Annotated in this window: 20 protein-coding genes and 1 pseudogene; 6 read left to right on the top strand and 15 right to left on the bottom strand. The window is 45.3% G+C overall.

What is annotated here, in order from left to right; genetic code table 11:
* Positions 1 to 1778, bottom strand: a 1778-nt coding sequence (locus NB463_RS18920) for a VCBS domain-containing protein (protein ID WP_258516029.1), incomplete at its 3' end; no start/stop codon positions are given.
* A gap of 368 nt (positions 1779 to 2146) precedes the next feature.
* Here NB463_RS18920 and NB463_RS18925 point away from each other — a divergent pair.
* The 3 genes from NB463_RS18925 (at position 2147) to NB463_RS18935 (ending at position 6068) form a co-directional block, all read left to right on the top strand.
* A complete protein-coding gene (locus NB463_RS18925) occupies positions 2147 to 3460 on the top strand; it encodes a TolC family outer membrane protein (protein ID WP_258430818.1) in 1314 nt (437 codons plus the stop codon).
* A gap of 5 nt (positions 3461 to 3465) precedes the next feature.
* Positions 3466 to 4083, top strand: coding sequence for an OmpA family protein (locus tag NB463_RS18930; RefSeq protein WP_171058412.1), 618 nt, complete (start codon positions 3466 to 3468; stop codon positions 4081 to 4083).
* A 329-nt stretch (positions 4084 to 4412) separates the two neighbouring features.
* Entirely contained in the window at positions 4413 to 6068 is a 1656-nt protein-coding gene (locus tag NB463_RS18935; protein ID WP_170891811.1) for an ABC transporter substrate-binding protein, read from the top strand.
* Positions 6069 to 6142: 74 nt separating this feature from the next.
* On the opposite strand, the gene NB463_RS18940 is transcribed toward NB463_RS18935, so the two are convergent.
* The 5 genes from NB463_RS18940 to artP form a co-directional block, all read right to left on the bottom strand.
* On the bottom strand, positions 6143 to 6715 hold the full coding sequence (locus tag NB463_RS18940; RefSeq protein ID WP_124008021.1) for a protocatechuate 3,4-dioxygenase: 573 nt from the start codon (positions 6713 to 6715) through the stop codon (positions 6143 to 6145).
* 139 nt (positions 6716 to 6854) lie between these two features.
* Entirely contained in the window at positions 6855 to 7523 is a 669-nt protein-coding gene (artM, locus tag NB463_RS18945; protein WP_170891812.1) for an arginine ABC transporter permease ArtM, read from the bottom strand.
* Complete coding sequence (gene artQ, locus NB463_RS18950) at positions 7520 to 8209, bottom strand: arginine ABC transporter permease ArtQ (RefSeq protein WP_170891814.1); 690 nt, start codon at positions 8207 to 8209, stop codon at positions 7520 to 7522. Before artQ ends, artM begins: the two co-directional genes overlap by 4 nt.
* A gap of 1 nt (position 8210) precedes the next feature.
* Entirely contained in the window at positions 8211 to 8954 is a 744-nt protein-coding gene (locus NB463_RS18955) for an arginine ABC transporter substrate-binding protein (RefSeq protein ID WP_170891816.1), read from the bottom strand.
* An 88-nt stretch (positions 8955 to 9042) separates the two neighbouring features.
* Positions 9043 to 9771 (bottom strand): arginine ABC transporter ATP-binding protein ArtP, encoded by a 729-nt coding sequence (gene artP, locus NB463_RS18960; RefSeq protein ID WP_104970792.1) that lies wholly within the window; start codon positions 9769 to 9771, stop codon positions 9043 to 9045.
* A gap of 427 nt (positions 9772 to 10198) precedes the next feature.
* Here artP and NB463_RS18965 point away from each other — a divergent pair.
* Both NB463_RS18965 and NB463_RS18970 read left to right on the top strand, forming a co-directional pair.
* A pseudogene (locus tag NB463_RS18965) lies at positions 10199 to 12433 on the top strand (hypothetical protein).
* 141 nt (positions 12434 to 12574) lie between these two features.
* A complete protein-coding gene (locus NB463_RS18970) occupies positions 12575 to 13570 on the top strand; it encodes an ABC transporter substrate-binding protein (RefSeq protein WP_170891819.1) in 996 nt (331 codons plus the stop codon).
* A gap of 82 nt (positions 13571 to 13652) precedes the next feature.
* On the opposite strand, the gene NB463_RS18975 is transcribed toward NB463_RS18970, so the two are convergent.
* The 7 genes from NB463_RS18975 to NB463_RS19005 form a co-directional block, all read right to left on the bottom strand.
* Entirely contained in the window at positions 13653 to 14030 is a 378-nt protein-coding gene (locus NB463_RS18975) for a nuclear transport factor 2 family protein (RefSeq protein WP_005390944.1), read from the bottom strand.
* A 143-nt stretch (positions 14031 to 14173) separates the two neighbouring features.
* On the bottom strand, positions 14174 to 14905 hold the full coding sequence (locus NB463_RS18980) for a DUF3726 domain-containing protein (protein ID WP_170891821.1): 732 nt from the start codon (positions 14903 to 14905) through the stop codon (positions 14174 to 14176).
* Complete coding sequence (locus tag NB463_RS18985) at positions 14902 to 16638, bottom strand: hypothetical protein (RefSeq protein ID WP_170891823.1); 1737 nt, start codon at positions 16636 to 16638, stop codon at positions 14902 to 14904. Before NB463_RS18985 ends, NB463_RS18980 begins: the two co-directional genes overlap by 4 nt.
* Before the next feature lie 101 nt (positions 16639 to 16739).
* Positions 16740 to 18341, bottom strand: coding sequence for a BCCT family transporter (locus tag NB463_RS18990; RefSeq protein ID WP_005390956.1), 1602 nt, complete (start codon positions 18339 to 18341; stop codon positions 16740 to 16742).
* Positions 18342 to 18450: 109 nt separating this feature from the next.
* A complete protein-coding gene (locus tag NB463_RS18995; RefSeq protein WP_170891825.1) occupies positions 18451 to 19440 on the bottom strand; it encodes a membrane dipeptidase in 990 nt (329 codons plus the stop codon).
* 69 nt (positions 19441 to 19509) lie between these two features.
* Positions 19510 to 20970 carry an aldehyde dehydrogenase family protein gene (locus NB463_RS19000; protein ID WP_012842493.1) on the bottom strand — a complete coding sequence of 487 codons (1461 nt, stop codon included), beginning with the start codon at positions 20968 to 20970 and terminating at the stop codon, positions 19510 to 19512.
* A 72-nt stretch (positions 20971 to 21042) separates the two neighbouring features.
* Complete coding sequence (locus NB463_RS19005) at positions 21043 to 21441, bottom strand: RidA family protein (protein ID WP_005375789.1); 399 nt, start codon at positions 21439 to 21441, stop codon at positions 21043 to 21045.
* A gap of 155 nt (positions 21442 to 21596) precedes the next feature.
* On the opposite strand from NB463_RS19005, the gene NB463_RS19010 reads away from it, so the two are divergent.
* A complete protein-coding gene (locus tag NB463_RS19010; RefSeq protein ID WP_005390962.1) occupies positions 21597 to 22487 on the top strand; it encodes a LysR family transcriptional regulator in 891 nt (296 codons plus the stop codon).
* 105 nt (positions 22488 to 22592) lie between these two features.
* On the opposite strand, the gene NB463_RS19015 is transcribed toward NB463_RS19010, so the two are convergent.
* Positions 22593 to 23978, bottom strand: coding sequence for an FAD-binding oxidoreductase (locus tag NB463_RS19015; protein WP_170891828.1), 1386 nt, complete (start codon positions 23976 to 23978; stop codon positions 22593 to 22595).
* 527 nt (positions 23979 to 24505) lie between these two features.
* Positions 24506 to 25609 (bottom strand): NADH:flavin oxidoreductase, encoded by a 1104-nt coding sequence (locus NB463_RS19020; RefSeq protein ID WP_170891830.1) that lies wholly within the window; start codon positions 25607 to 25609, stop codon positions 24506 to 24508.
* Between the last annotated feature and the right edge of the window lie 122 nt (positions 25610 to 25731).

Here is a 25731-nt window from a genome sequence, read left to right on the forward strand (position 1 = left end):
TCTGGCTCATCGCCATTATCAACATCAGAAATAGTAATGGTACCTGTTGCGGTCGCGACATCACCGAGATTGCCTTCGCTCACCTTGCCGGTGAACGTACCCGTCACGACTGGCGTGTCTTCGGTGCCCGTAATATCAATCACGATGTTCTGTTGGGTGCCATCGGTTGCCGTGAGAGTGATGGTGTCTTGCACCTGGTCACCCTCGTCCAGCTGTTGAACCTGGCTTTGGTCCAGCGTATACGTCCACTGCCCGTCCACCAATGCTAGCTCACCATAGGTGCCCGTAACGGTGGTGTTTGCAAAAATCGGATCGTCGCCATTATCAACATCAGTAATAGCAATGGTGCCTGTTGCGGTCGCAACATCACCGAGATTGCCTTCGGTCACCTTGCCGGTGAACGTACCCGTCACGACTGGCGTGTCTTCGGTGCCCGTAATATCAATGACGATGTTTTGTTGTGTGCCATCGGTCGCCGTGAGGGTGATGGTGTCTTGTACCTGATCACCCTCGTCTAGCTGTTGAACCTGGCTTTGGTCCAGCGTATACGTCCACTGCCCGTCCACCAATGCTAGCTCACCATAGGTGCCCGTAACGGTAGTGTTGCTAAACACTGGCTCATCGCCATTATCGACATCAGTAATAGCAATGGTGCCTGTTGCGGTCGCAACATCACCGAGATTACCTTCAGTCACCTTGCCGGTGAACGTACCGTCAACAATAGGCGCGTCTTCGGTGCCCGTAATATCAATCACGATGTTTTGTTGGGTGCCATCGGTTGCCGTGAGAGTGATGGTGTCTTTTACCTGATCACCCTCGTCCAGCTGTTGAACCTGGCTTTGGTCCAGCGTATACGTCCACTGACCATCCACCAATACCAACTCACCGTAGGTGCCCGTAACGTTGGTGTTTGCAAAAATCGGATCGTCACCATTATCGACATCAGTAATAGCAATGGTGCCTGTTGCGGTCGCAACATCACCGAGATTGCCTTCAGTCACCTTGCCCGTGAACGTGCCCGTCACGACTGGCGCATCTTCAGTGCCCGTAATAGAGATCACAACTTCATGCTCAGTGCCATCTACAGATAAAACGGTAATACTTCTGATGACTGGGTCACTGTCATGATCCAAAGCCTGCACTTCTTCGTGCTCATTATTCAGCTGATAATTCCAGTTACCGAAAGCATCAATTGAGAAGACGCCCCAATAACTATCTTGAACCTCACTCTGTGATTGGAATAACGCTTCACCTGTATTTGGATCAGTAACACTGAGGTTGCCAGAAGTTCCAAGCGTCACGTCTTCTTGAACGGCACCTCTATCTTCACCATCAATCACCGCTTCAGTTTCACCAAGCTCTGAGGTTGTGAATCGAGAAATATTGAATAGCGTTGTACTTTGCTCTGTCGTCACGCCGGCGGTTTCAAAAAAAGTACTTGCTAGTACTTCTGCCCCCGTTCGTTCAACAGTACCAGAGGCTGTCAAACTTGAACCCGTAACTTCACCAGCTTCAGTAGCATATTCATCACCTAGTTCACTCGGGTCTTGTCCTTTTTCGATGGCCTCTAATATTTTCGCTAACTTGTCGGTAGAATCAGTTTGAGCTTCACCTCCTGTGTCAGCAATATATACATGCTGAGGTTGGATCTTCCCCTCTACCAATTCAACGACCACTTCTCCCGGTAACAAGTTTTCTTTAGACGCAAAAGCTTTAATTTGACCATCTAGGCCGATTACAACATAGGTTTGTGCGGTTAATTTTGATGGTCCAACCAAGAGCTTATACCTCATTTAGTAAATACAAAAATCTCAAAGTCCATAAAACTAAGAAAGTAATAAGACTTATTTTCAAGAAGCGATATACACAATTGAGCGTAAGCTAGCATCAATTAACCCATCTAAAACACGCAATTATCCTATCAATAATTTTCATGTTTTAAATTTGTTTTATTTTGCACCGTAAAAACATATGTTATGCGACCTATTTTTAATATTCTTTAAACTTGCCATTAAATTTTCATTGAAATAGCAGCTTACATTCCAAAAAAGCAAGCAAAAGAAAACGTTTGCCTTGGGTAATATTAGTAATCTTTAATATTTATTTTTGAAAAATAACTGGCGTTAAATTATTTGGGGAGATTTTAGTGAAGCTAAGTAATATTAGTATCGCGTGTTTTGGTTTGCTAATACCACTGGTTTCTAGCGCACAAACTTTAGAACAAGCAATAGCGACAACATTTGCAACGAACCCTGATATCAAAAGTGCGTTTAACGAGTATATGAGTAGTCGTTATATTATCGATAAATCACGTGGCGCATATAAACCTAGTCTCGATATTGACGCGGGTATCGGTTACGAGAGCATTCACCCTTCCGACTCTACTGGTAAGAGTGATACCGAGATGACCCGCAAAGATATGGCAATTACTCTTACCCAGTTGATCTGGGATGGTTCAAAAACCCTATATGACATTGATCGTACCTCTGCAGATGCAGAGTCTGTGCGTTATCAGTTGCTTGCAGATGCCCAAAATGTTGCGTTAGAAGTCATCAAAGCTTATTTGGATGTAGTAAAAACACAAAAGCTGACTGCGCTTTCCACTAGCAACCTAAACACACATAAGCGAATTTATACTGATATTAAAAAGCGTACAGAGTCAGGAATTGGCTCAGTTGCCGACCTTAACCAGGTTAAAGCTCGTTTAGCAAAAGCTCAAAGTAATGTTTTAGCTGCACAAAATAACCATAAAGACGCTCAAACAGCATTCTTTCGCTTAGTTGGTGAGGCACCAACTAACCTTATTTTTCCGCACGCAGACCAGAACTTTATCCCCAATTCTCTAGGCGAGGCCCAATCGCAGGCTTTTGACAATCATCCTGTCATAAAAATAGCACTCGCAGATGTCGATTCTGCAAGGTTCCAATATAAACAAGCGGATGCAAACTATTTCCCAGTCATCTCATTTGAAGCGAAACAAAGCTGGAACGATGATGTAGGAGGAGTAAATGGTCTCAACTCTGAAACACAAGCAATGCTTCGTGTCCGATACAACCTTTACAACGGTGGCCGAGACTCTGCAAACAGTGACAGTATGGCCTATCAACTCAATAAAGCGAAAGACCTCAGAGAACGAGCATACCGAAGTGTGGAGCAAGAGCTCCGCCTTTCGTGGAGCGCTCTTGAACTGACTAAACAACAAAAGTCTTTTTTAATACAACACGTTGATTCCATGTCAAACACCGTTATTGCATACCAAAAACAATATCGTATTGGAAAGCGCACCTTACTTGATCTGCTGAACACTGAAAACGAGTTGTTTGAATCACGCAAAAACTACTTAGAAACACAATTTGCACAGCAATACGCACAATATCGGACCCTGACTTCAACCGGGCAGCTTTTAGACGCATTGCGCGTCGACATACCGGAAGCGTGGACTCAATCGGTGGAGTACTAAATACAATGAAAAAGAACCTTCTAATCACTCTGGCTTTAATCATAATGAGTCATCATAGTGCATACGCACAAGATGAGCTGACGTACATTCCTATACCAAAGGCGAATCAGATTGCTGACCTAAACGACTTGGACAAAGATGGTGTGATAAACGCTCGTGATCTTTGCGCAGGCACTCCAATAGGGGCAGAAGTGGACAATGATGGTTGTGAAACCTATTTGCATAAAGAAGAGCAATACCAACTTAAGATTTTGTTTGATAATGACTCTGCTCTTATTAACCAAATTTTTAAAAACAAGATAGATGAGTTGGCTGCATTTCTTAAAAAGTATCCAACCACTTCTATAGAGATACAAGGATACGCAAGTAAGGTAGGACGCGCAGACTATAATTTAAACCTATCTCGCCATCGTGCAGAGAATGTACGCAATCTATTGATAGAAAAGGGAATCCCGGGTGACCGCCTCGCCATTATTGCTTTTGGCGACACACAGTTAGCAGAGCCGGGTATGGATCGTGTCAGCCACGCATTAAACCGCCGCGTTACTGCCACTGTTGTCGGCCAGCAAGGAATGGTTAAAGATGAGTGGACGATATTCACTACCTTCCCAGAAGTAAAATAAACTTATACCCCTGCTTATTTGCATAGATGAGTGGGGGTATTTTCATGTCATTACGCCTAACTAATTAGACACAACTAATAAAACAAACACTAACATTAATCATAACTCACTAATATTATGGCAAAAATTAAAAAGTGAGCCTTTACTCTATATTAGTAGTAATATATTAGAGTCAAAATGAAAACCACCAATACTTTTAAATGGGAAGAAGATAAGCCAATCAATAACACTGAGGGGTTTAAGCAATCACCTTTCTTCACCACAATATGAAATCAATTTATTATATAGCTTTAATAAATCAATCATCTATTGAGGAAACATAATAAAACATGACAGAAACATGTCTTCGTAGATTGAGCCAGTTATTAAAACATTACAAACACTCTCAAACGTATCAGGTAAACCTCGACGATTTAGAACTGGTTTTTTCAACTTCTAGACGCAACATATCTAATATACTGAGAATACTTGACAGCTACAATTGGATCCATTGGGAGCCAGGTCGTGGCCGTGGGAAAGCCAGCACACTAAAAGTGACGGTAACAATACATCAAGCCCTCTACTTTACGATTCGTAATGAAATCAACAATGGTAGCTTTGACGTCATCTCGAGGTTACTTGAGCATTACCGTAGCACTGCTGTAAGCGCACTTAGCCAAGCACTCGCAGAAGTTTCAGAAGAAAACAAAGATTCAAATACACTCATCGTCAGCCAGTATCCTTGGGTAGATGAGCTAACCCCTTCACTGACTTATCGCTTTTCAGAACTGCAGGTAATACGCAGCTTGTATGACACCCTATTTACCGTTGATCACTACGGTCAATTAAAAAATCACCTCGCTTGTGAGTACAAAAATGAAGGCAGTTGTATATATATTTGGCTCCGCCCTGATATCTACTGTCACGATGGGCTAACATTACAAGCAGAAGATGTCGTACACTCTTTAAATAAGCTCGTTACAACAGATGGCCCCGTCCAAAAATTACTTCAGCAAGTCACTCGTATCAGCTTCGATAATGCCAAACAAGCTATACGTATTGACTTAAAGCAGCCTAATAACTTATTCATTTACTGCTTAGCAACCGCAAATGCGTCTATCACTACTCGACGTCAGAAGAGCTTTAAAGGTCGCAGTATCACAATAGGTACTGGCCCATTTGTACTTAGGCATTGGGATACCGACAAAATAGTACTGAAGAAACATCATAACTATTTCGCAAAAAAGGCATTATTGGAGCAAATCACGCTCTCTCATCAAGGGACTGAGCTGGCTCAATACATCAGTTATAATCAGGAAACTGACGATACCGAATGTTATATGATTCAGGCATTTTCTTTTCTAGCACGTAATCGTCGCGCCGAGTGCTCACTAAGCGAGCAAACTTGGCAGCGCCTATTTTCTTTTATCGAGAGTCGTAGATTTGAATTTGCCAAAGCGAATAGCTTGGAAACGATGCAAATTCTCGATGACAGCTCTCACAATGAGAATATTCCTCAGCTTGAGGGAACGTTGGTCATAACCCATCCAAAGTGGACGATTGATTATTTAAGTAAAGCGAACCAATGGATCGTAGATTTAATCCGTCAAACTGGGTTGCATGTAGAATTTGTGGAGCTAACTGACGCTAGTAATCCTCAACTTGTAAAAGAACAAGCCGACTTGCTCTTTGTCGAAGATGTCATTGAGCCACCTTTAACCTATGGAATTTATGAGTGGCTATTAACAGGTACAGGTATTCGATTTGCTCTTCACTCTGATGAATTTGAACAGCATGTTAATCACGTACACGATGCAGTCTCAGATCCCACGCCTGAAAAACGTTTGGAGGGAATACTCTCGGAGCTCAGAGCTGATACAACAATCTTACCATTGTTCTGGGGGCAAGAAAAAATCACCAGAGCGAAAGGTGTAAGCGGTGTTCAACTCCGTAAATCTGGGTACAGTGATTTCTACAAACTAAGAGTCAGAGCCGGACAAGACTAATCTATTAGAAGCTTCTGTTTGCTAATTACTTTGGTAATCTACGATGTGAGTTTTCAAAATAATGCTTAATCACACTAAGCGAGCACAAAATTGAACTCACCGACGACTCGACCATCAATGTTGACAGGCTCAAACTGCAAATAATTACGGGCTTTTCCGCCCCACCACTCGTTACCAGTTCGCCCTTTCAAATAAAGCTGAGTCGTTAACAGCTCTTTCTCTCCACGCCATAGTTTGACGTGGATGTGGGGAGGTCGAGAGCTATATGGAACCGGAAATAACGTTTGAAAAAGGTAATTCCCATCTTCGTCAGTTAAAACTGCACCAAAGCCTGCAAAGTGAGGATCAAACTTATTATTGTTAGGTTGATTCGGGTGTTCATAGATGCCTTGTCCATCACATTGCCATATTTCTATTTTCATTCCAGACAATGGGTTTCCTGCTGTATCCATTACCTTACCCTGAAGAAAAATGGGCTCACCAATAAGACCTTTCGACTGCAAAATCAAATTTTGACGAAGTGGCACTGGAACCACGGGATAAAATGGCCCTTCCGTTTGAGGCGGTGTCGGCTTCATTGGGCTAGCGGATTTTAGCGAAGGCACAAATATTAGCGACCATAAAGCTAAGAAGTGTCGACGTTCCATATCATCACCAGTGATTGTTTACCTTACTTAAGTTTGGTGATTCTTGATGATTTTTCCAGCATAGCAGCACACTAAAACAAATATGCCTCTGTTCAGGGCAACGCTTGAACAGAGGCATTTACAAATTAGCTACTAATAATTAAACGGCTTCAAAGGCTAGTGCTTTCTTCTCTACCTGACGAAAAATAAGAGTGAGCACACCATTTACCGTTAAATAAAATGCGCCCGCAATACCAAATACCGTCAACGTATCGTAAGTTTGTGCGTTAATGCGCTGCGCGTAACCCATCAGATCCATGATCGTAATCGTGCTTGCTAGTGACGTCCCTTTGAAGACCAAAATCACTTCGTTTGAGTAAGCAGGAACGGCACGACGAATGGCGTATGGCAGCAGCACTTTTAGCGTTGCGGTTTTGTTCATCCCCAGAGTACGACACGCTTGCCATTGACCAGAAGGAATCGCGTTAAACGCCCCTTTAAACAGCTGAGTGCTGTACGCCGCGGTATTAAGCGCTAACGCTAACATCGCACAGAACCAAGGTTGGCTGAACCATGTCCAAAAAACACTTTCTCTAACTGCATCAAACTGACCCGGACCGTAGTAAACCAAGAAGATCTGTACCAACAAAGGCGTACCAGTAAACAAGGTGATGATGCCACGGCTTACCCAATGCAAACCCGGAGTACGTAGGATCAGAGTCAGCGTCATCATCAAAGCTAAGAGGCAGCCGACAACCAAGGAAGCGGCGGTTAATTGAAGGCTAGTGCCCAAGCCATTCAGCATTTGCCAAACGTGTTGTTCGTTCATGCGGTTGCCTCCTGTCCCATGCTCATGCCTTGAATTGAGAACTTCTTATCAATCAGTTTGACGGCACGTTGCGTAATCAAAGTAATGCCTAAATAAATCGCCGCAGCGGTTGCGTACCATGTAAAGGCTTCATGAGTTGCTGCCGACGTTAGCTGCGCTTGCTTCAACAAATCCGTTACGCCAATCAGTGATACAAGCGCGGTATCTTTCAACAGAACCAACCATTGGTTAGTTAAACCTGGTAGCGCGTGTCTTACTGCTTGTGGCAAAACAATGCGAACAAAAGCATGTGCCTGACTGATGCCGAGTGCACTTGCTGCTTCTCTCTGCCCTCTTCCAACGGCTTTTAACGCGCCACGTAGAGTTTGAGAAGCATAAGAAGCGAAGATCAATGACAACGCCACCACCCCAGACAAGAACGGGCTAACTTCAATAAAGTTGCCGGTGATTAAAAACAGAACCTGCGTCGAACCAAAATAGATGAACAACACGACAAGGATTTCTGGCAAGCCACGCACAATCGTCACAAATGCCGTCATTGGCCATTTAACGAAAACGCGGCGAGACATTTCACCACTGGCGAATACCACTGCCAGAATCAAACCGACTAAAAGGCTTGTGAAGGCAAGCTGGACAGTCATCCAACTAGCTTGAACAAGCGATAAAGAGTAACCCGTTAGTGCCATATTACTTACCGAAGTACTTGTTGTAGATTACGTCGTATTCGCCGTTCGCTTTCACTGTTTTCAGTGCCGTGTTCAGCTTGTTCACTAGCTCATCGTTACCTTTGTTTACTGCGATACCGAAACCGTTACCGAAATATTTAGGGTTGGTTACGTGCTCGCCCACGTATGCTAGATTGTCTTCTTTCTTGAACCATTCAGCTACGACAGCTGTATCGCCGAATACAGAATCAATACGACCGTTCTTCATATCGATGAATGCGTCTTGGTAGCTAGAGTAAGGAACCGCTGTTACGCCCGGCATTTGCTCAATCAGGTAACTTTGGTGTGTTGAACCGTTTTGAACACCAACGCGCTTACCTTCTAGTGCTTTTTGATCAGCAACTTTTTCTTTGATAGAAACAAACGCTGCTGAGTTTTCATAGTATGCATTCGTGAAATTCACTTGCTCCAAACGCGCCTCAGTAATATCCATTGCAGAGATCGCCGCATCGTAACGTTTGAATTTTAATGCAGGGATCAGGCTGTCAAAAGATTGGTTATGGAAGGTACATTTTGCTTCGATTTCTTTACATAGAGCGTTCGCCAGATCCACATCAAAACCTTGGATTTGGTTGTTTTCATCCATGTATTCGAATGGTGCGTACGTCGCTTCCATCGCGAATTTGATCTCTTCTTGTGCTGCTGCGTTTGCTGCCATAGTTGCAGAAGAAAGGCCGATTAGTGAAGCTAGTAGAATCTTTTTCATTGCAATACTCCGTGTGTACTTAGTGGGCTGACACTCGCAATGACAGCCGAGCTTATCTGTTAAATAGACTGAACTTTAAAAACGTAATTTAGTGATTTAGGTAGTCAGCAAACTGGGCGGTTTGCGGGTTAGAAAACGAATCATTTGTGCCGTGCTCGACGATGTGTCCTTTTTCTAGATACAGTACGTGGCTAGCGATTTTCTTAGCAAAATCGACCTCATGCGTTACTACGACTTGGGTGATGCCAGTTTCGCTTAAATCTTTAATAATCTTAACGACTTGGTTAGTAATTTCCGGATCAAGCGCTGCGGTCGGTTCATCAAAAAGCAAGACTTCCGGTTTCATCATCAATGCACGAGCAATCGCCACACGTTGTTGCTGACCACCAGAAAGCTGCATCGGCCATGCATCCGCTTTGTCTGCCAAATGCAGTGTTGCGAGAATTTGCATTGCTTGGTTCTTCGCTTCTTCTTTATCCATGCCAGATACTTTTACCGGAGCCTCAATCAGGTTCTCCATTACTGTCATATGCGGCCATAAGTTGTACTGCTGGAACACCATGCCTACTTTACGACGAAGTGCTAAACCTTGTTTCTCTTTGATTTCAGTAGAGAAATCAAAAACATCATTTGCGATGTTTAGCTTGCCGTTATCCGCCCCTTCAAGAAGGTTAAGAACACGCAGTAGAGAGCTCTTACCTGCGCCACTTGGACCAAGTAACACCAGTGTTTCCCCGCTTTCACACTTAAAGCTGACATCGTGAAGCACTTGTGTCTCACCGTAGGATTTATTGATTCCGCTTACCTGAATAGTCATGCTGACATACCGCATTAATTGTCACTTGGTATTTATATTACTAAACTGGACTTTTTATGCAATAAAAATGTATAAAAATTTAATTTGTTAATTTTTTGTATGATCTGCAACCACCAAGACAGAGTATCTGACTGGTTTGAAGAGTTAGTTTTAACTGAATTTGTTGAAGAAAAATCCAACAACATGGTGACGACCGAAACAAGGTTAAAATGGTGGTTATTTTTGTGCTGACGTGTAGAGGAAGTTTTGAGTCTATGAGGATGATCTATTCCAAGTACAGCCGCTCATTTTTGCACAGCATCCCCTGTTAGTTTTCCTGTAAAGTCCTCTATGGCAGGGTCCTGATTACGACTTCGCGAATGGACTATAATTTCTTTTTGTATCTGACTCTTAATTTGAGTCATCTAAGTATTAATGGGATAACTCCATGTTGAAGTCGCATTGTTTTTCTCTCGTTACACTCATTTCTTTGAGCTTGCTTTCTGTACCCAACGTTTGGAGTAGAACAGCAATCGTGTTACCTGGGTTGCATGAACAGGGTATTGATCTTCAAGATAAGCCTATCTCTGCTGCCGCTGCACTTGAATGGGAGTTGGATAATGCCGATATCGTGTTTGGAGCTTACGAAAATAAGAGTGATAACGAGCGTGTAAAAGCGCTTGGTTACATGTACAACCAAAAGCTGGAACTTAACTCAGGTTGGCTGGAAAACGATATACGTAACCAAGCAGAACTGAATGGAGTTGACTACGAAGATTTCTTTCTCCACTTTTCTGAAGACACTATCATCGCAGAGGTTGACTCAAGCCATGGCGAGAATACTCTGCTCAATCGAAAACCGATGATTGTTGGTTATACGGCTAGTGCTGACCACGCCGGTTTTTGGCTATATCAACCACCGCCATGGGATGCTGATGTATTCGGTCAGGCGAATAATGGTGGTGCCCTCTATGTTTATCACTCAGAGAAGTTCGACCGCTTAACCCTTACGTTTTCCCAGTTTGCTCAAGGTGGCAACTTCATAATTGAATACCCTTCTGCCATCGATTCATTCGGTCTGGTAACAGAATGGAAAAACTTCTCAATTAAAAAAGACAAGACTTAGAACATGACTAAAAACCAAACGGTAAACTGGTCTGTTCCTTCGGATTGGGTTCGCGCTACGACACACGATGGTAGCGGACAAACCTATGGTGGCGGTCAGTATTTTGGGTCCACTTTTTTACGCGACGGCGGCCGCCTTTACGTTGCGAAAATTACTTGGCATGAAGACAACATAGAAAACCGCCCACACCTCGAAAACATTCAACTCAAAGATAGCTTCCCTGTCGTCAATGTCTCAGGAGCACCAACGGAGACACCTGAAGGTCAAACCATTCAGCGCTGGCGACAAATTCGAGGTTTTGACGAATCAGCTGATCGAAACCAAGATAATTATCTTTCTTGGCAAGAGTTCAAGAGCCGCTCAAATAAGAATGCAACGGCACGATTTCGTTGGGAGTCACGCGTTATTCCATTTGGTCGCATGTGGAATCAAACCTCTTCTTGGGCATTGACTAATCTCGGCAATCCCGATTTTGCCAATACAATGCGCCACTATTATCAAGCTGAATGGGCGAAACAAGGTTTAAACGGTGCGTACAACGATGATACGAATAAGTTACTCGGAGAAAATCAGTTCTACGTTTATTCTGGTGGTACGGTGGATGAGCTTGGTTTGGTGGCGGGAAGCCAAGCCGCTGATGATGCATACAAAGCGCAATTCTCGGCGTTCTTAAACAAATTGGCGACGCTGGATGCGGATGCGTTAATTGGCCTCAACATAGGCACGGCCAACTTATTCGGTCGTAACGGCCAAAACCACTTGGTTGATGCTGGCTCCTTGTATTTGCGCGAGCACTACCTTTTCCCTTCCACTGGCTTTAGTGGCTATGCTGGCTTGGCTAAGTTTTGGGATAACTCTGCTCTCGCCAAAGTTGGCCAGAACGTGATTTATCAAGCAACAACGCGTTATGGTCGCGTCCAATACTTTGGTAACACAGAAAACAGTTGGAAGCAGGACCAATATTCTGCACTAGCGGTGTTCTACTTAAACTATCACCCTGAGCGCAGTTACTTTAGTCAGTGGAATAATGGTTACGTATATGGAAGCAATAACACCACCGTTAACAACTTCTGGAAGGCAGGCGTACCAAAGAATATTGCTTATCAACCTAGCACCTTGCTTGCCATCGATTTAGGTACGCCTGCCAATCAAATCCCAGATGGGTATCAGGCGACTCCGCTAATGATGTCCACCAGCACGCCCTATTCCGCCGATTACACGATGATTGGAGATGCTTCTATGAGCAAAGTGGCTCATCCTGACTTGTCTAATGGCGCTATCGATTTGTTACCAACCCATACGTACTTTGCGTATCGCTCAGACGATACGGTAGTGATGCATGGCCCTACGGAGATGGTGTTAGCCCGCGAATTCACCAAAGGCCGAGTGCTGTATCGGACTGATTTCTTTGGCAAGAATATCGATTATTTCTCCTCACCGAAGATAACTATCGCACTTCCAGAGCCTATGCGACCTGTAGATCAAGACGGTAACATCGGCGACTATGTTTCTCACATTGAGATCGGCGGCTACGAAGGGGTGTTCTTGCTGTATTAACTCCCTTTCAACCACTCTCACTAAACGCTTCATAAATAGCCGTTTTTATGCTTAACGTCACTGAAAAAACCTTGTTCACTGAATCTTTATAAACCGATGTATATACTGAAGTAAATGACAACGACAAGGAAATTCAGTCACATGAAGACGACACCTTCAATGCTCCCTGTTCTGCTGCTATCAGCATTATCAACTCATGCAAATGCGGATGAATGTGGAAAAATAACCATCGCGGATATGAATTGGAATTCGGCCAGCTTAATGGCGCACATCGACCAATTTGTCTTAAATGAAGGCTACCAGTGCGATGCGGAATTGATCCCTGGTGATAGCGTTCCTACGGGCACCTCTATGATTGAAAAGGGACAACCTGACGTTGCGCCAGAGTTATGGACAAACGGCATTAAAGAAGCGCTTGATAAAGGCATTGCTGATAAACGCTTGCGCATCGCTGGTGCGTCGCTTGTCAATGGCGGTGAAGAAGGCTTTTGGGTTCCCGCCTATCTGGTAAAACAGTATCCAGAGCTCGCGACGATAGAAGGCGTCATTAAACACGCCAAGTTGTTTGAACACCCTGAGGATGATGACAAGTTCGCCTTTTATAGCTGCCCTGCTGGTTGGACATGCCAAATCACCTCCGGTCACTTGTTTAATGCATTAGGGTTAAGTGAGCACGGCTTTGAGATGGTTGACCCAGGCTCTGGCGCAGCATTAGCTGGCACCATCGCCAAAGCCTATGATCGCAAAATGCCTTGGTTTGGTTACTACTGGTCACCAACACCCGTATTGGGCAAGTATGATATGGTCAAAGTGGATTTTGGTAGCGGAACAGATTTGGAAGAGTATCGCAACTGTACCACCCAGCCTGATTGTACTTCTCCCAAAGTAACAATGTACCCACCTTCTCCAGTTCGCACAGTAACAACTGAGGCATTTGCGAACAAAGAACCCCAAGCATTCGCGTACTTGCAGAAACGCGGATTTACCAACGAGCAAATGAGTGAAATGCTGGCCTGGATGGAAGATAACTACGCAGATGGTGAAGAAGCGATGTTTTACTTCTTTAATACCTACCCTGACTTATGGAAAGGTTGGGTATCTGAAGACGTAGCGATGAAGATCGAAAAAGCGCTCTAGTGATTGACGTCTAACTCGTACCAAATATTTTAGCCTCCCATACCGTTTGAATAAATAGTATTGGAGGCTAATCAACGATTCGTTAATACATGGTGTGACCATTCAATGTTTCTTTAGGAATCTCTTGCAGAGCGTCCCAATGTTCGACTATTTTCCCATTATGATCAAAACGAAAGAAATCCATCGTCACGTATTCAATATCATTAGGCCATGTTTGGTGAGTGTGTAGTGCCACCAAATTCCCCTCAGCAATGGCTCGCACAAACGTAATGTCTTTATTGGGATACTCGTTTTGCATCCGCTCAAAATACTCGATAAAAGCCTCGGGGCCATTTCCAACTAATGGATTGTGCTGGATGTACTCATCGCCAACGTAGTCTTCAACCGCCTTTCTTGGGTTACCTCGATAGGCGGTTTCGTAAAACGCAATGGCATTTCTTTTGTTCTCTTGCAGGTCCATTTTCTTCCCTATGCCGCTCTACTTAGTATTTAACGATAATCATAGCCTTAGAACCTAAGAAGTGACCGAACATCGCGCACAAAAAAGGCCGCTAAACCGCAGCCTTCATCACTTGAAACTTGGAATCGCTGTCCCTTCAGAGCTTAAACCACACCACCAGCGCCCTGCATGGAACGCTCACTGTTCTCCACTAGCAACGCGGTTGCGGTTTGTTTCAGTGTTTCCCACTCTTGGTCTTCGACAAAAATACCATTTTGCCAAGAGGCTTGTTGCGTGTTGCTTAACTCATCGCCTTCAATGTGAATGGTGTATCCTTGTGCGCTTTTCTCGATATCGAAATCGTTCACAGAGAGTTCGATAACCATACTATGCAAATCCGTATCATGCCCATTAAACTGATCCGAGAAAAAGACTTCTGGCGCGATTCGTCCACGGTTTAACACATAAAGCGTTCGCTTGGGACTAGAGCCATTGACCCATTGTGCACGGCACGCAATGCCTTTTGCAGAGAGCTTCAACAACTCACTAAAACCTAGCCAACGGTTGTGGCACCGCTTCAACGTGATAGTAATCGACTTTCTGTTAATCATTTTCTCAAGTGCGAAATCCAACACGGCGGGTAAGTGGCACGCCACACTGCCATTGTGCAAATCCATCTCGATACTCGCTGACGTGCTGTTGGTCACCGATACGGCGCAGTCCGAATCTAACCCAAGAAACAGGCTGGCGTTATTAAAGTGACGCACCCCGTGCAAGCCAACCATTTGCAAGTCCGCCACCATGTTCGCAATGACATCCGCCTCACCACAGTGACGGCGCATGCCAAGAAATGCCTTATTAACGGCGGCCACCAATTCGTTGTGAGAGACGATCATAATGCAAATCCTCCGTTGATTTTTTGATTGTCACTTTGCGCAATTTCGTCACGTTCCGGCATGCTTGGGAAAATCCATGTGTCTGCCAGTTTAGGATCGTGAATTTCATCTAACAGCGGCGCGCCCTGGAAGAAAGTTACTCGAACCCAACGATCCGAGCGTGGATCAAATTTAGTCGCACCAAAGATAGCCAACTTACAGCGCAATAAGTGCATTGGCAGTGCATCTTGGCGTAGCACGTTCATTTGAATATCACCCATTGCTCGGTTGCCTAACGTCCATACGCGACGTGTGATCGAACGGTAAGTCGGATTTTGCAACAGAAACTCTGCTACGGACATTTCTTCATCACAACCAAGCAAAGCGTGGTACAAGCGATTCACTTGTCTGCCGATATCAAGCGGCAGCTCTTTTTCTTCTCCTGCTTCCTCGCCACGAACACCAAGCCTTGGCTCTTCTTTGTCTTGTGAGCGATACCAGAACCAGTAGTTGTTCTCGGCTAGTGAGTAATCCGTATCAATCGCCCAGCGGTATTTGCTTTGCAACACTTCCAGTAAATCTTGGATCTTTTTCCCGCCCGGAATAGATAACGTTTCATCCGTATTCATTTGGCTAGCAAATTCATCCACTAAAGATGGGTAGAGTTCAATCAAGCAAGAGGTGAGGATCTCTTGGGCTTCCACTCTCATTGTTTTCTTTTGCTCGACCAAACTCGCCCAGTTCGGATGTGATGCCATTAATGTTGGTAGCTCCGATAGCAGTTGTTTGATGTCTGCTGTCGCTTGATGATTGAGCCTGTCTTGATTTTCATTGATGGTTATGACTTGCTCTAGATGACGCTGTGCTTTTTGCAGCAATCCTTGCAAAGGAGCATGGAGTGAGGCTTCACACGGCATCGCAAAGACTCGCGCTACTGCACGCTCGCGAGAGGTCATCCATTGGTCAACGATGCACGGGTGATTAATCAAGTATGGAGCCATGCCTAAACCAGTAGCATTTCCGACACCAAGGTAGCGCTGCAAGCCACGGTGCAATGCCACCGCGTTGTCGTGACCTTGCTGAAGTGCTAGGTAGTGCACCCAATCCAAGCTGAATTCACGCAACATATATACTGCGCACATTTGCGCACTAAAAGACAGGCTGAAATCTGAGTTGTTCTCTAGCAGTTTGAAATCGGCGATGCCAAACTTGCCGTTCCCATAAACAGCTGTGGTACGCAGGATATAACCCACTTCCGCCAGCTCTTTTGGCTCGGGCTGCTTGCCTTGAGAAAGGGCGCTAACAATATGTTCAAACACACGCACGCTTTTGTTTGCGCGAGCCAGAACAAGCACGTTATTCGGATTGCGTCCCGCTTCTTGCAGCGGTACATTTGCTCGCAATCTTTCCAACAAAGTAACATCAACATCGCCTTGAACCAGTGCGAATGTGACGTCCCACTTTTCAGCAATGACGCGGTCATTACGCTCGTCATCAGCAATTTCATCACAGAACACCACCAAATGATAAACGTGCTCTGGCGTGGTCAACTTGTAAATAACGTGACCATAACCACGCGGACAAAGTTGCCACTCATGCTTGGTTACTTGCCAGTTTTGGCTTGCCATATTACGAATCAGACTACGAACAAAGCTGATTCGGTTTTGGTGCATTGCGCCAAGCCTTTCGGCTGCCATGACAATCGCTGCGTCGCGCATAGTTGCTTCCGTATAAGTAGAACGATGTGCATCCATTTTGCTCACCACCTATTTGTTATTGTAAGAATACTAGGGTTTGTGCGGATGTAGGAGGAAAACACCCGCACAAGCTCCACGTTGTTTGAATTAGATAATTGTTATAGCCCTTGCTCTTTCGCCATTTTGATTGCGATTTGCGGTGCATTCCAAAGTGACGGCAACAGAATCAGCGAAACCGGAACCGCGGTAATCACAATGAAAGATTGCAGAGCGGATATACCGCCAGAGCCAAGCGAAATCAGGATCAGTGCCGTGACACCCATCATTACGCCCCAGAAGGTACGGATGATCGCATTCGGCTCCGTTTCACCACTGATCACGACACTGATTGTGTAGGTCATTGAGTCGCCCGTCGTGACGATGAAGATCGTGGTTAAAATCAGAAATAGAATTGAAGTCAGCATTGGCATTGGTAGTTGCTGAGTCACCGCAAGCAAAGCACCTGGCAAGTTAAAGCCTTCAAACGCCGCACTCACACTACCCGGTTCAGCAATTTCAAACGCAAGGCCAGAGCCGCCTACAATCGTGAACCAAAAACAGGTGGTGAGCGGAGCAACAATGCTGATGGTGGAAATAACTTGGCGAATAGTGCGACCACGAGAAATACGCGCAATAAAGATTGCCATCATCGGACCATAACCAAGGAACCAGCCCCAGAAAAATACTGTCCACCAGCTTAGCCAACCTTCGTCACCGCGATAGGTCGCCATTGGGATAAAGTTATCCAGCATGCTCCCTACACCTTGAATGTATCCGTTAAAGATAAAATTCGTAGGGCCAAAAAACAGGATGTAAACCATCAATGCCATTGCCAGAATCACGTTGTAACGACTAAGCAGTTGCATGCCTCGGCTTAATCCACTGAGTGCTGACAAGGTGTAAAGCGCAATCGCAAACAAAATGATGATAAGCTGAGTCGTAAAGCCATCAGGAATATCAAAAAGCGCATTTAACGCGTAGCTAACCTGCAAGCCTAGAAACCCAATTGGCCCGATGGTGCCCGCGGCTACCGCGATAATGCAGCACGCGTCAATCAATGCACCGAGTTGGCCTTTAAGTGCTCGTTCGCCCAAGACTGGGTAAAGCAAAATACGGGGTTTTAGTGGTAAACCTTTGTCGTAATGTAGGTGCATCACCACGATGGAAGTTAAGCTACCTACAATCGCCCAAGCTAGAAAGCCCCAGTGCATAAAGGATTGCGACAACGCATTCACCGCACCTTGCTGCGGGTTATCTTGCGCGCCGTATAGAGGAGGTGGGCTAACATAATGCGCGATAGGCTCAGCCGCGGCCCAGAAAACACCACCACCAGCCAATAAGGTACAGAAAATAATCGCCATCCAGCGGAAAGAATCCATTTCTGGTTTTGCAATCCCGCCCAACATCACCTTGCCTGTTCGCCCTGCAGCTAAACCAAGACCAATAAGAAAAGTGAGAAGCAGCAGTAACTGCCAGTAAGGACCAAACACCTGAACTGCCCAGCCAAAGCCGGCGTTAACGATCGTAGATAACAACTCGCCGTCATAAAGTGCAATAGCAACGAACAACGCGATAAAACCACCGCTATACCAAAAGGCCGGGTTATTCAGTCCTAATTTGTCCGTCGTGTTTTCTGTTGTTGATGTGTTGTGTGTTGCTTTTGACTTGCCCGATGACACGCTCATCGTGGAAGCTTTCATGCTATTGGTTAAATCAGACATACTCTGGCTCCAGAGGTTCTTTGCAGCTGCCAAAGACTGGCTACAAATGTGAGTTTTACGCCTGCCGTATTGTTGTTATGTAGGCAGGCGGTTCCTAATTTTGGGAGTACTATGAAATAGGCTCTAATCCTTCTTTGAGGAAGTTGAACCAGTTTTCACCCAATACTTTTCCTGCCTCAGATTCACTGAATCCGTGACGCATTAATCCGTTGTAGATGTTCTCCATCCCTGCACTGCCGCAGAACCATGGCAGCGCATCTGGCCATCCCGAGTTACTTGCTGAACCTTCGCCGTAATCCATCGCTTTTGACCAACGACCGTTGCGCATCCACTCCAACACTTGTTGCGGCTGGTTTAGGCACAGATCGCTACCGATACCTAAATGGTCAACGCCAAACATGTCTGCGGTTTTCGCAACCATCTGGCAGAAATCATCCAGCGTGCACTGGCTGCCATTTGGTAAATGGAACGGATATAAACTGAATCCGATCAAACCGCCGCGCTCCGTCAATGCTTTGATCACGGTGTTGGACTTGTTGCGCAGTGCGTCATGCGCAAATGTCGGGTTAGCATGGCTGATACAAATTGGACGCGAAGAGAGCTCGATAGCTTCCAACGTTGAACGCTCTGCGCTGTGGGACATATCAATGATCATCCCGACTCGGTTCATCTCTTCAATCGCTTGTTTACCAAAGCGAGTTACGCCGGAATCGTTTTGTTCGTAACAACCTGTCGCCAGTAAGCTTTGGTTGTTGTAGGTCAGTTGCATGATCAGCAGACCTTGGCGGCGCATCACTTCAATCAGACCAATTTCATCATCAATCGGTGAGCAATTCTGCGCGCCGAAGAAGATGCCGACTTTGCCTTCTGCTTTGGCTTTTTCTACATCTGCCATTGAATAAATAGGCATGATGAGGTCCGCATTTTGCTCGAAGCGCAAGTTCCATTCAGCAAAACGCGTTAAGGTTTCGCGCGCAGTTTCGTGGTAGACGATGGTGGCATGAACGGCGGTAATGCCACTCGCCTTGAGTGTTTGGAAGTACTCTCGATCCCAATTGCAGTACTGCAATCCGTCAATCACAATCCGTTGTTGGTACATAACCACTCCTTAAACAATTTCTTAGCCTTTCAGTGCGGGTAGCTGACACCATCAGCTACCCTGCTGTTCTTAGTAAGGGCGCTGATAAGCGGTTTTCACCACGGTGTAGAACTCTTTGGCGTACTGACCTTGCTCACGAGGACCAAAGCTAGATTCTTTACGGCCACCAAATGGGACGTGATAATCTGTACCCGCAGTTGGCAAGTTAACCATGACGCAGCCCGTTTGGACTTGCTGTTTGAAGATCGCGCTATTGCGCAGGCTTTGCGTAATAATGCCGCCTGTCAGGCCAAAGCGCGTATCGTTCGCGACTGCAATCGCCTCATCCAGATCAGACACGCGAATCACGCTTGCCATTGGTGCAAAGACTTCTTCTTGATTCACTTCCCAGTTGTTTTGTGTGTTCAAGAACAGGGTTGGTGACATGTAGTAACCGTCATGCTCTAGGCTCAGACGCTCACCACCGAAAGCCAGCTCCGCGCCTGCTTGGCGTGCGTTTTCAATCCACTCAAAGTTCGCATTCAGCTGGTTACCATCAACAACAGGGCCCATAAATACGCCCTCTTCTAGTGCGTGACCCACTTTTAATTCGCTCATGCGTTTGATTAGCGCTTCAACATACGCGTCGTGAATTCCGTCCATAACCACAAGACGAGAAGACGCGGTACATTTTTGACCTGCACCCGAGAATGAGCCTGCGATTGTGGCTTCAACGGCAATTTGAATGTCTGCATCATCTGCCACTACGAGCGCGTTTTTGCTGCCCATCTCTAGCTGACAACGCACAAAGTTTGGTGCCGTAGCCGCTGCAACTTTACGGCCAGTGTCCACAGACCCAGTGAAGCTCACGCCGTTCACATCTTTCGAATTGATAAGGGTATTACCTACTTGCGAACCGCTACCCAAAACGAGGTTAAACGTGCCAGCAGGTAAACCTTGGCGATGGATAATCTCAGTCAGCGCGACGGCACTTGCTGGGGTTAGGTTGGCAGGCTTCCAGACGACGCTGTTGCCAAACGCAAGTGCTGGCGCGATTTTCCAAGCCGCTGTTGCTGTTGGGAAGTTCCAAGGAGAGATAATGGCGATAACGCCGACGGCTTCGCGAGTAACTTCAACGGAGACACCTGGACGGACGGAAGCAGCGTTATCGCCAATTTGACGCAGTACCTCAGCAGCAAAGTATTGGAAGAATTGGCCAGCACGGTAAATCTCACCTCGACCTTCAGCAAATGGCTTACCTTCTTCACGCGACAGCAAAGTGCCCAATTCGTCACATCGTGCAATGAGCTCATCACCAATCGCTTGCAACACTGCTTGTTTGCGCTCGATTGGTGTTTTTTCCCACTCTGGCTGCGCTGATTTAGCCGCTTGAATCGCTTGCTCTACTTGCGACACACTCGCTTGTGCGAAATCGCCAATGTTTTCGCTGATATCAGAAGGGTTAATATTGGCGATGGTGTCCATGCCCGATTGCCATTCACCTGCTATATAGAGGGATTTTTCTGCTTGAACATTGTTAATAAAAGTCATGGTTCTTTCCTTGTTCTTCCGATTTGTGATGGCAAGCCACCCACTCACTGATCTCAATTATTCTTGTTGGATTTATTCTGGTTGGCTTGCCGACGCGTAGACGACAAACTCCACCAACATTTCTTCTCGTGCTAACCCTGCAACCACCATGGCGGCGCGATTTGGGTACGGCGCTTCAAAATATTCCGCGTACACTTGGTTAACGGTTTTTAAGTATTCTCTGTCGGTCACGTAAATCAGGACCTGCAATACAGAGTCCAAAGACTCCCCTGCACACTCCAGGGTGTGAATGAGATTGTTAAAGGTTTGACGTGTTTGTGCTTCGATGCCGCCTTCCACAACCGCACCTGTGTCATCAATAGGAATTTGAGCCGTATACAGAGTTCCATTGTTAACAATCGCCCATTCAAGCGGCGCTTTAGAAGCAAATAGACTGGTTTTAACTGGGTGTTTTTTAGTAGGAGTATTCACGTGCCTTTCAACCTTTGTAACAGCTTTGTTTCAATATGGTTAAATGATGCACATTGACAGGCGATAAATCTAACGGTAAATTTTTTACATTTGATAAATAAAACTTATCACCTCATTGAGAATAACGTAAATAAAGGGATTAAGAGGCATTAGGGATGAGTATTAAGCTTCAACAATTAATGCATTTTGTGATGGTAGTCGAGGAAGGTGGGTTTCGAGCCGCTTCACATCGTGCAAATCGATCTCAGGCTGCACTCTCCACATCGATAAAAGAGCTTGAGAAAATGCTAGGGCAAACTCTGTTTGAACCCGGCAACAAAACCAAATTAACGCCTTTTGGTGAAATTTGTTTGCCCAAGGTGGTTCAGTTTCTCAATATCTACAGTGCGCTGGACAACGATCTCAAAGCTGCCGCGGCCGGACAGCAAGGGAGAGTGCGAATTGCGAGCGTTCCTTCTGTTGCAGCGAAACTCATCCCGAGCGTGTTGGGTGCCTTTTGCGAGCAGTATCCAAATGTAGAAGTAAGCTTGATCGATGACAACGCGGCGGGCGTCGAGGCTCGCTTACTCTCCGGTGAAGTCGACTTGGCGCTCGGTAACCCCTCTCACCTTGATGAGGGCGGCATTGACTTTACACCGCTGTTGTCCGACCCCATTGGCGTGGTGTGTTTAAAAGATAACCCGATTGCCAATAAAACAGAGGGAATCGAGTGGCAAACTTTGCTCGAACAACCTTTTATTCGTAACGGCACCTGTACGCTTCTCGATCCAACCCCAGCCAGAGCACTGAGTGAGCAAGCGCTCTATTCGGTCGAGAATATCACTTCGCTGTTTTCTGTCTTAGAACTTGGGATTGGTGTCACGACCCTACCGAAGCTTGCTTTCCCAACCAATGAAACACGCTTGGTTTGGATCCCACTTATCGATCCACCGCTTGAAAGGCAAATTGGTATCTTTACGTTGACCGACCGCACGATCTCGCCTCAAGCAAAAGCGTTTCATGATTTGTGTGTACGTTATCTAAACTATCAAGATGAAGAAACGTAGTTCGAAGGTTTTAGCTAACAGTGGCTCCATTAGATTTTAGAGCCACTGTTATTTGATATTAAGTGACAGATCCGGTCATATGAAATGACGACGCTCTTATTGCACTTATTCTGGCTTGATATTCTGATTCATTCTGAACAAGTTATTTGGATCAAACTTCTTCTTCACTGCTTGTAAACGCGCAAAGGTTGGACCGTAGGCCGACTCTGTACGTTCAGCTTCGTCTTGTGTAAGGAAATTGATATACGCTCCGCCACTTGCATAGGGCTTAGTCTTGGCAAAAAATTCCCTTGCCCAGCTGATGCAAGCTTCATCATCTTCTGCTAAATCCCATCTTCCATGCACATTTAATACATAGTTTGCATCACGGCTAGAATAAGCCATAGACTCAGGCTCAGGTCTAGAGGCAGCGCAGGCAAGAGAGGCGATAAAAATCTCACACTGAGGCGATGGTAACTTACCTGCGTATTCTATCGCTGCATCAATCACACCTTCGCTTAGCGAGTTAAAATTGTGCGATTTCCAATAGTTACGTGCGCCCGGAGTAAGCAATGGATCAAACGCTTGCTGCCACGCCACAAATGGCTGTACACCAACATGCTCACCATGTGCATCACCAAACTCTCTCAACGGTGCAATTAACTTCTCACCTTCAGCCGGGTCACCCGCATAACATATCGCGAGTACAACCACTTCTTTTCCGTGAACGCTTTCAGGTAAGAAAGGGAGTGGCGGCGCTTTCCGACTCACCATCCAGACACTTAGATCATCAGGGGCCGACTCAGTGAATTTCGCAAACTGGGTGATAATGGATTTCGCTTGCTCAAATGGAAAGACAATGAGACCACTTAACACCTCTGGACCGACAGGATGTAGCTGGAATTCAAAACGCGTAACGATACCAAAGTTACCGCCGCCCCCACGTAACGCCCAGAACAAATCGGCATTTTCTGTCTCATTCGCGAGCAGTTGACGACCATCTGCAGTTACGACATTTGCAGAGACCAAGTTGTCTATCGTCATACCATATTTTCGGCTCAACCAACCAAAACCACCACCAAGCGTTAACCCCGCAATTCCCGTGGTTGAATTAATGCCGACAGGCGTTGCTAATCCATATTTTTGTGTGGCCTCATCGACATCTGCCAACGTACAGCCAGGTTCAACGAAAGCCCTTCTTTCGCTTTCATCCACTTGAACATGATTCAAAAGCGACAAGTCGATCATCACACCATGATCGCAAACCGCATTGCCCGCAATATTATGCCCACCACCTCGGACCGAAAGTAGCTGATTGTTATCCCGAGCAAAGTTAACCGCCATCACGACATCATCGGCAGACTGGCAGCGAGCGATAACACCGGGACTGCGATCTATCATGCCATTCCAGATTTGACGAACTTCGTCGTACGTAGGATCTCCGGGCAAAACAACATCACCCTGAAATTGATTTTTAAAGTGTTCAATGGTTGCATTTTCTAGACTATTCATATTAGTTGCCTCTCACGTTTTACATGAGGCTTGCAAAGCACAATGCAACGACAAGCTAATACAAGTCCCTCACAATTAAACGTGACGTTTGAGTAGCTATTTTCAGAAAATAAACAAGGCCCCACAGTAACGATACCGTAGGGTCACAAATTCCCTTACTCTCTTGGGTTCGATAAAGCTGAAACACAGTTATAAAAATCAGATAGTTATCGCAATGATACCGCACCTCAAAACACCTTCTGTATTCTTTACCCTGTGTGACACTCGCACCTAATTATTAATAAGTTCATTGTAAGTTTAGAATGCAATTTAGTTTCAGATATGAAACTTTGTCTTATAATTAACATTTTTAATAATTAATTATATTACCTTTATTTATCAATTAAATAGGATTATAAAAATATTTCGGACTGCGAATAGTGAATAGCCGTTAGAGGCAGTGATATTGAATTAAATTGAATAGCCTTCTTAGTGTTTTAGAAGGCTATTGCGCTATTTATCAGTGACATACCGCCACTTAAGATGGGTTATTTACGACGATTTCGGTTCTTATACACCACGCAAAAGTTACCACGTTTGGTTCGGCATTTTGAGCAACGCTCGCAATCCACTGGCGCTCGGTTACCCTCTTTCCAGCGCTTTATTAACTGAGGCTCAGCCAATAAAGGACGTGACACAGCGAAAAATTGGATATCTGTGTTTTCTGCAATTTTCTCAATCGCATCAATGCCACTCAATCCGCCGACAGTAATCACCGGTATGTCAACGTCCTGACTGATCACGTGCCCATATTCGTGAAAATAGCCTTCTTCTTGTAGTGTGTAACCATCGAACGTTTCACCAACAAGCTCGTTTGCTTTGCCGTGAATATTGCCAGACACGATGATCGCATCAACACCCACTTCTTCGAGTTTCTTACAAACGACGCGAGTTTCATCGAACGTTAAACCGCCGTCAAAGAATTCTGTCGCGGTAAGCTTCACAAGGATTGGGAAAGTATTCCCAACCAGCTTTCTGGTTTCAGAAAAAATTTCTAAAAGGAAACGCATGCGATTTTCTAAGCTACCACCGTATTCGTCTTCGCGACGATTATAGTACGGGCTTAAAAACTGGTTAATTAAGTAAGTATGTGCCGCATGTATCTCTACGCCGTCAAAACCAGTGTCTTGAGCACGTTTACTCGCCAATGCGAATGCCTTTACGATGTAGTCAATTTCGTCTTTTGTCATCGCTTTGCCTTGCGTATTCGTGCCACGCTCAGGCACGTCACTCGGAGCGAAGATGACACGCTCACCTACGTTGTAGGTGGTTTTGGTTCCACCGTAAGCAATTTGCATTACGATTTTAGAATCGTGTTGATGTACTAGCTCTGTTAGCTTTTTGTATTCTTCAATAAAAGAGTCGTTGTAGATCCCCATCATCCCAGCGTTGGGTTTCTCTTCTTCCACGATATTGGCATAACCGGTAACAATTAGACCCACTTCACCTTTCGCCAACTCTTCGTAAATATCGTAAAGCTTATCCGTCATGTGGCCATCTTCGGTCGCCATGTTCTCCCACGTTGCGCTGCGCACAAAACGGTTCTTTAGGGTCATGTTGCCAATGCGGGCTTCGGAAAACAAAATGCTCAAAACCAGTCCTCTTAATGTTGTCTTTATGGTTCTATCTTTTCCCAAGTAACCAAGAACAAAAAAGGAACAGCGATACACAACGTATGGCTGTTCCTTCTCTGAATCCGTGAGACCTGCAAACT

It is taken from the genome of Vibrio sp. RM-41-2B, assembly GCF_024744415.1.
In the GTDB taxonomy this organism is placed as follows: domain Bacteria; phylum Pseudomonadota; class Gammaproteobacteria; order Enterobacterales; family Vibrionaceae; genus Vibrio; species Vibrio diabolicus.

Coding starts and splice junctions, on each gene's coding strand:
- NB463_RS18930 (WP_171058412.1), top strand. CDS start 3,466: ATGAAAAAGAACCTTCTAATCACTCTGGCTTTAATCATAATGAGTCAT.
- NB463_RS18935 (WP_170891811.1), top strand. CDS start 4,413: ATGACAGAAACATGTCTTCGTAGATTGAGCCAGTTATTAAAACATTAC.
- NB463_RS18940 (WP_124008021.1), bottom strand. CDS start 6,715: ATGGAACGTCGACACTTCTTAGCTTTATGGTCGCTAATATTTGTGCCT.
- artM (WP_170891812.1), bottom strand. CDS start 7,523: ATGAACGAACAACACGTTTGGCAAATGCTGAATGGCTTGGGCACTAGC.
- artQ (WP_170891814.1), bottom strand. CDS start 8,209: ATGGCACTAACGGGTTACTCTTTATCGCTTGTTCAAGCTAGTTGGATG.
- NB463_RS18955 (WP_170891816.1), bottom strand. CDS start 8,954: ATGAAAAAGATTCTACTAGCTTCACTAATCGGCCTTTCTTCTGCAACT.
- artP (WP_104970792.1), bottom strand. CDS start 9,771: ATGACTATTCAGGTAAGCGGAATCAATAAATCCTACGGTGAGACACAA.
- NB463_RS18970 (WP_170891819.1), top strand. CDS start 12,575: ATGAAGACGACACCTTCAATGCTCCCTGTTCTGCTGCTATCAGCATTA.
- NB463_RS18975 (WP_005390944.1), bottom strand. CDS start 14,030: ATGGACCTGCAAGAGAACAAAAGAAATGCCATTGCGTTTTACGAAACC.
- NB463_RS18980 (WP_170891821.1), bottom strand. CDS start 14,905: ATGATCGTCTCTCACAACGAATTGGTGGCCGCCGTTAATAAGGCATTT.
- NB463_RS18985 (WP_170891823.1), bottom strand. CDS start 16,638: ATGGATGCACATCGTTCTACTTATACGGAAGCAACTATGCGCGACGCA.
- NB463_RS18990 (WP_005390956.1), bottom strand. CDS start 18,341: ATGTCTGATTTAACCAATAGCATGAAAGCTTCCACGATGAGCGTGTCA.
- NB463_RS18995 (WP_170891825.1), bottom strand. CDS start 19,440: ATGTACCAACAACGGATTGTGATTGACGGATTGCAGTACTGCAATTGG.
- NB463_RS19000 (WP_012842493.1), bottom strand. CDS start 20,970: ATGACTTTTATTAACAATGTTCAAGCAGAAAAATCCCTCTATATAGCA.
- NB463_RS19010 (WP_005390962.1), top strand. CDS start 21,597: ATGAGTATTAAGCTTCAACAATTAATGCATTTTGTGATGGTAGTCGAG.
- NB463_RS19015 (WP_170891828.1), bottom strand. CDS start 23,978: ATGAATAGTCTAGAAAATGCAACCATTGAACACTTTAAAAATCAATTT.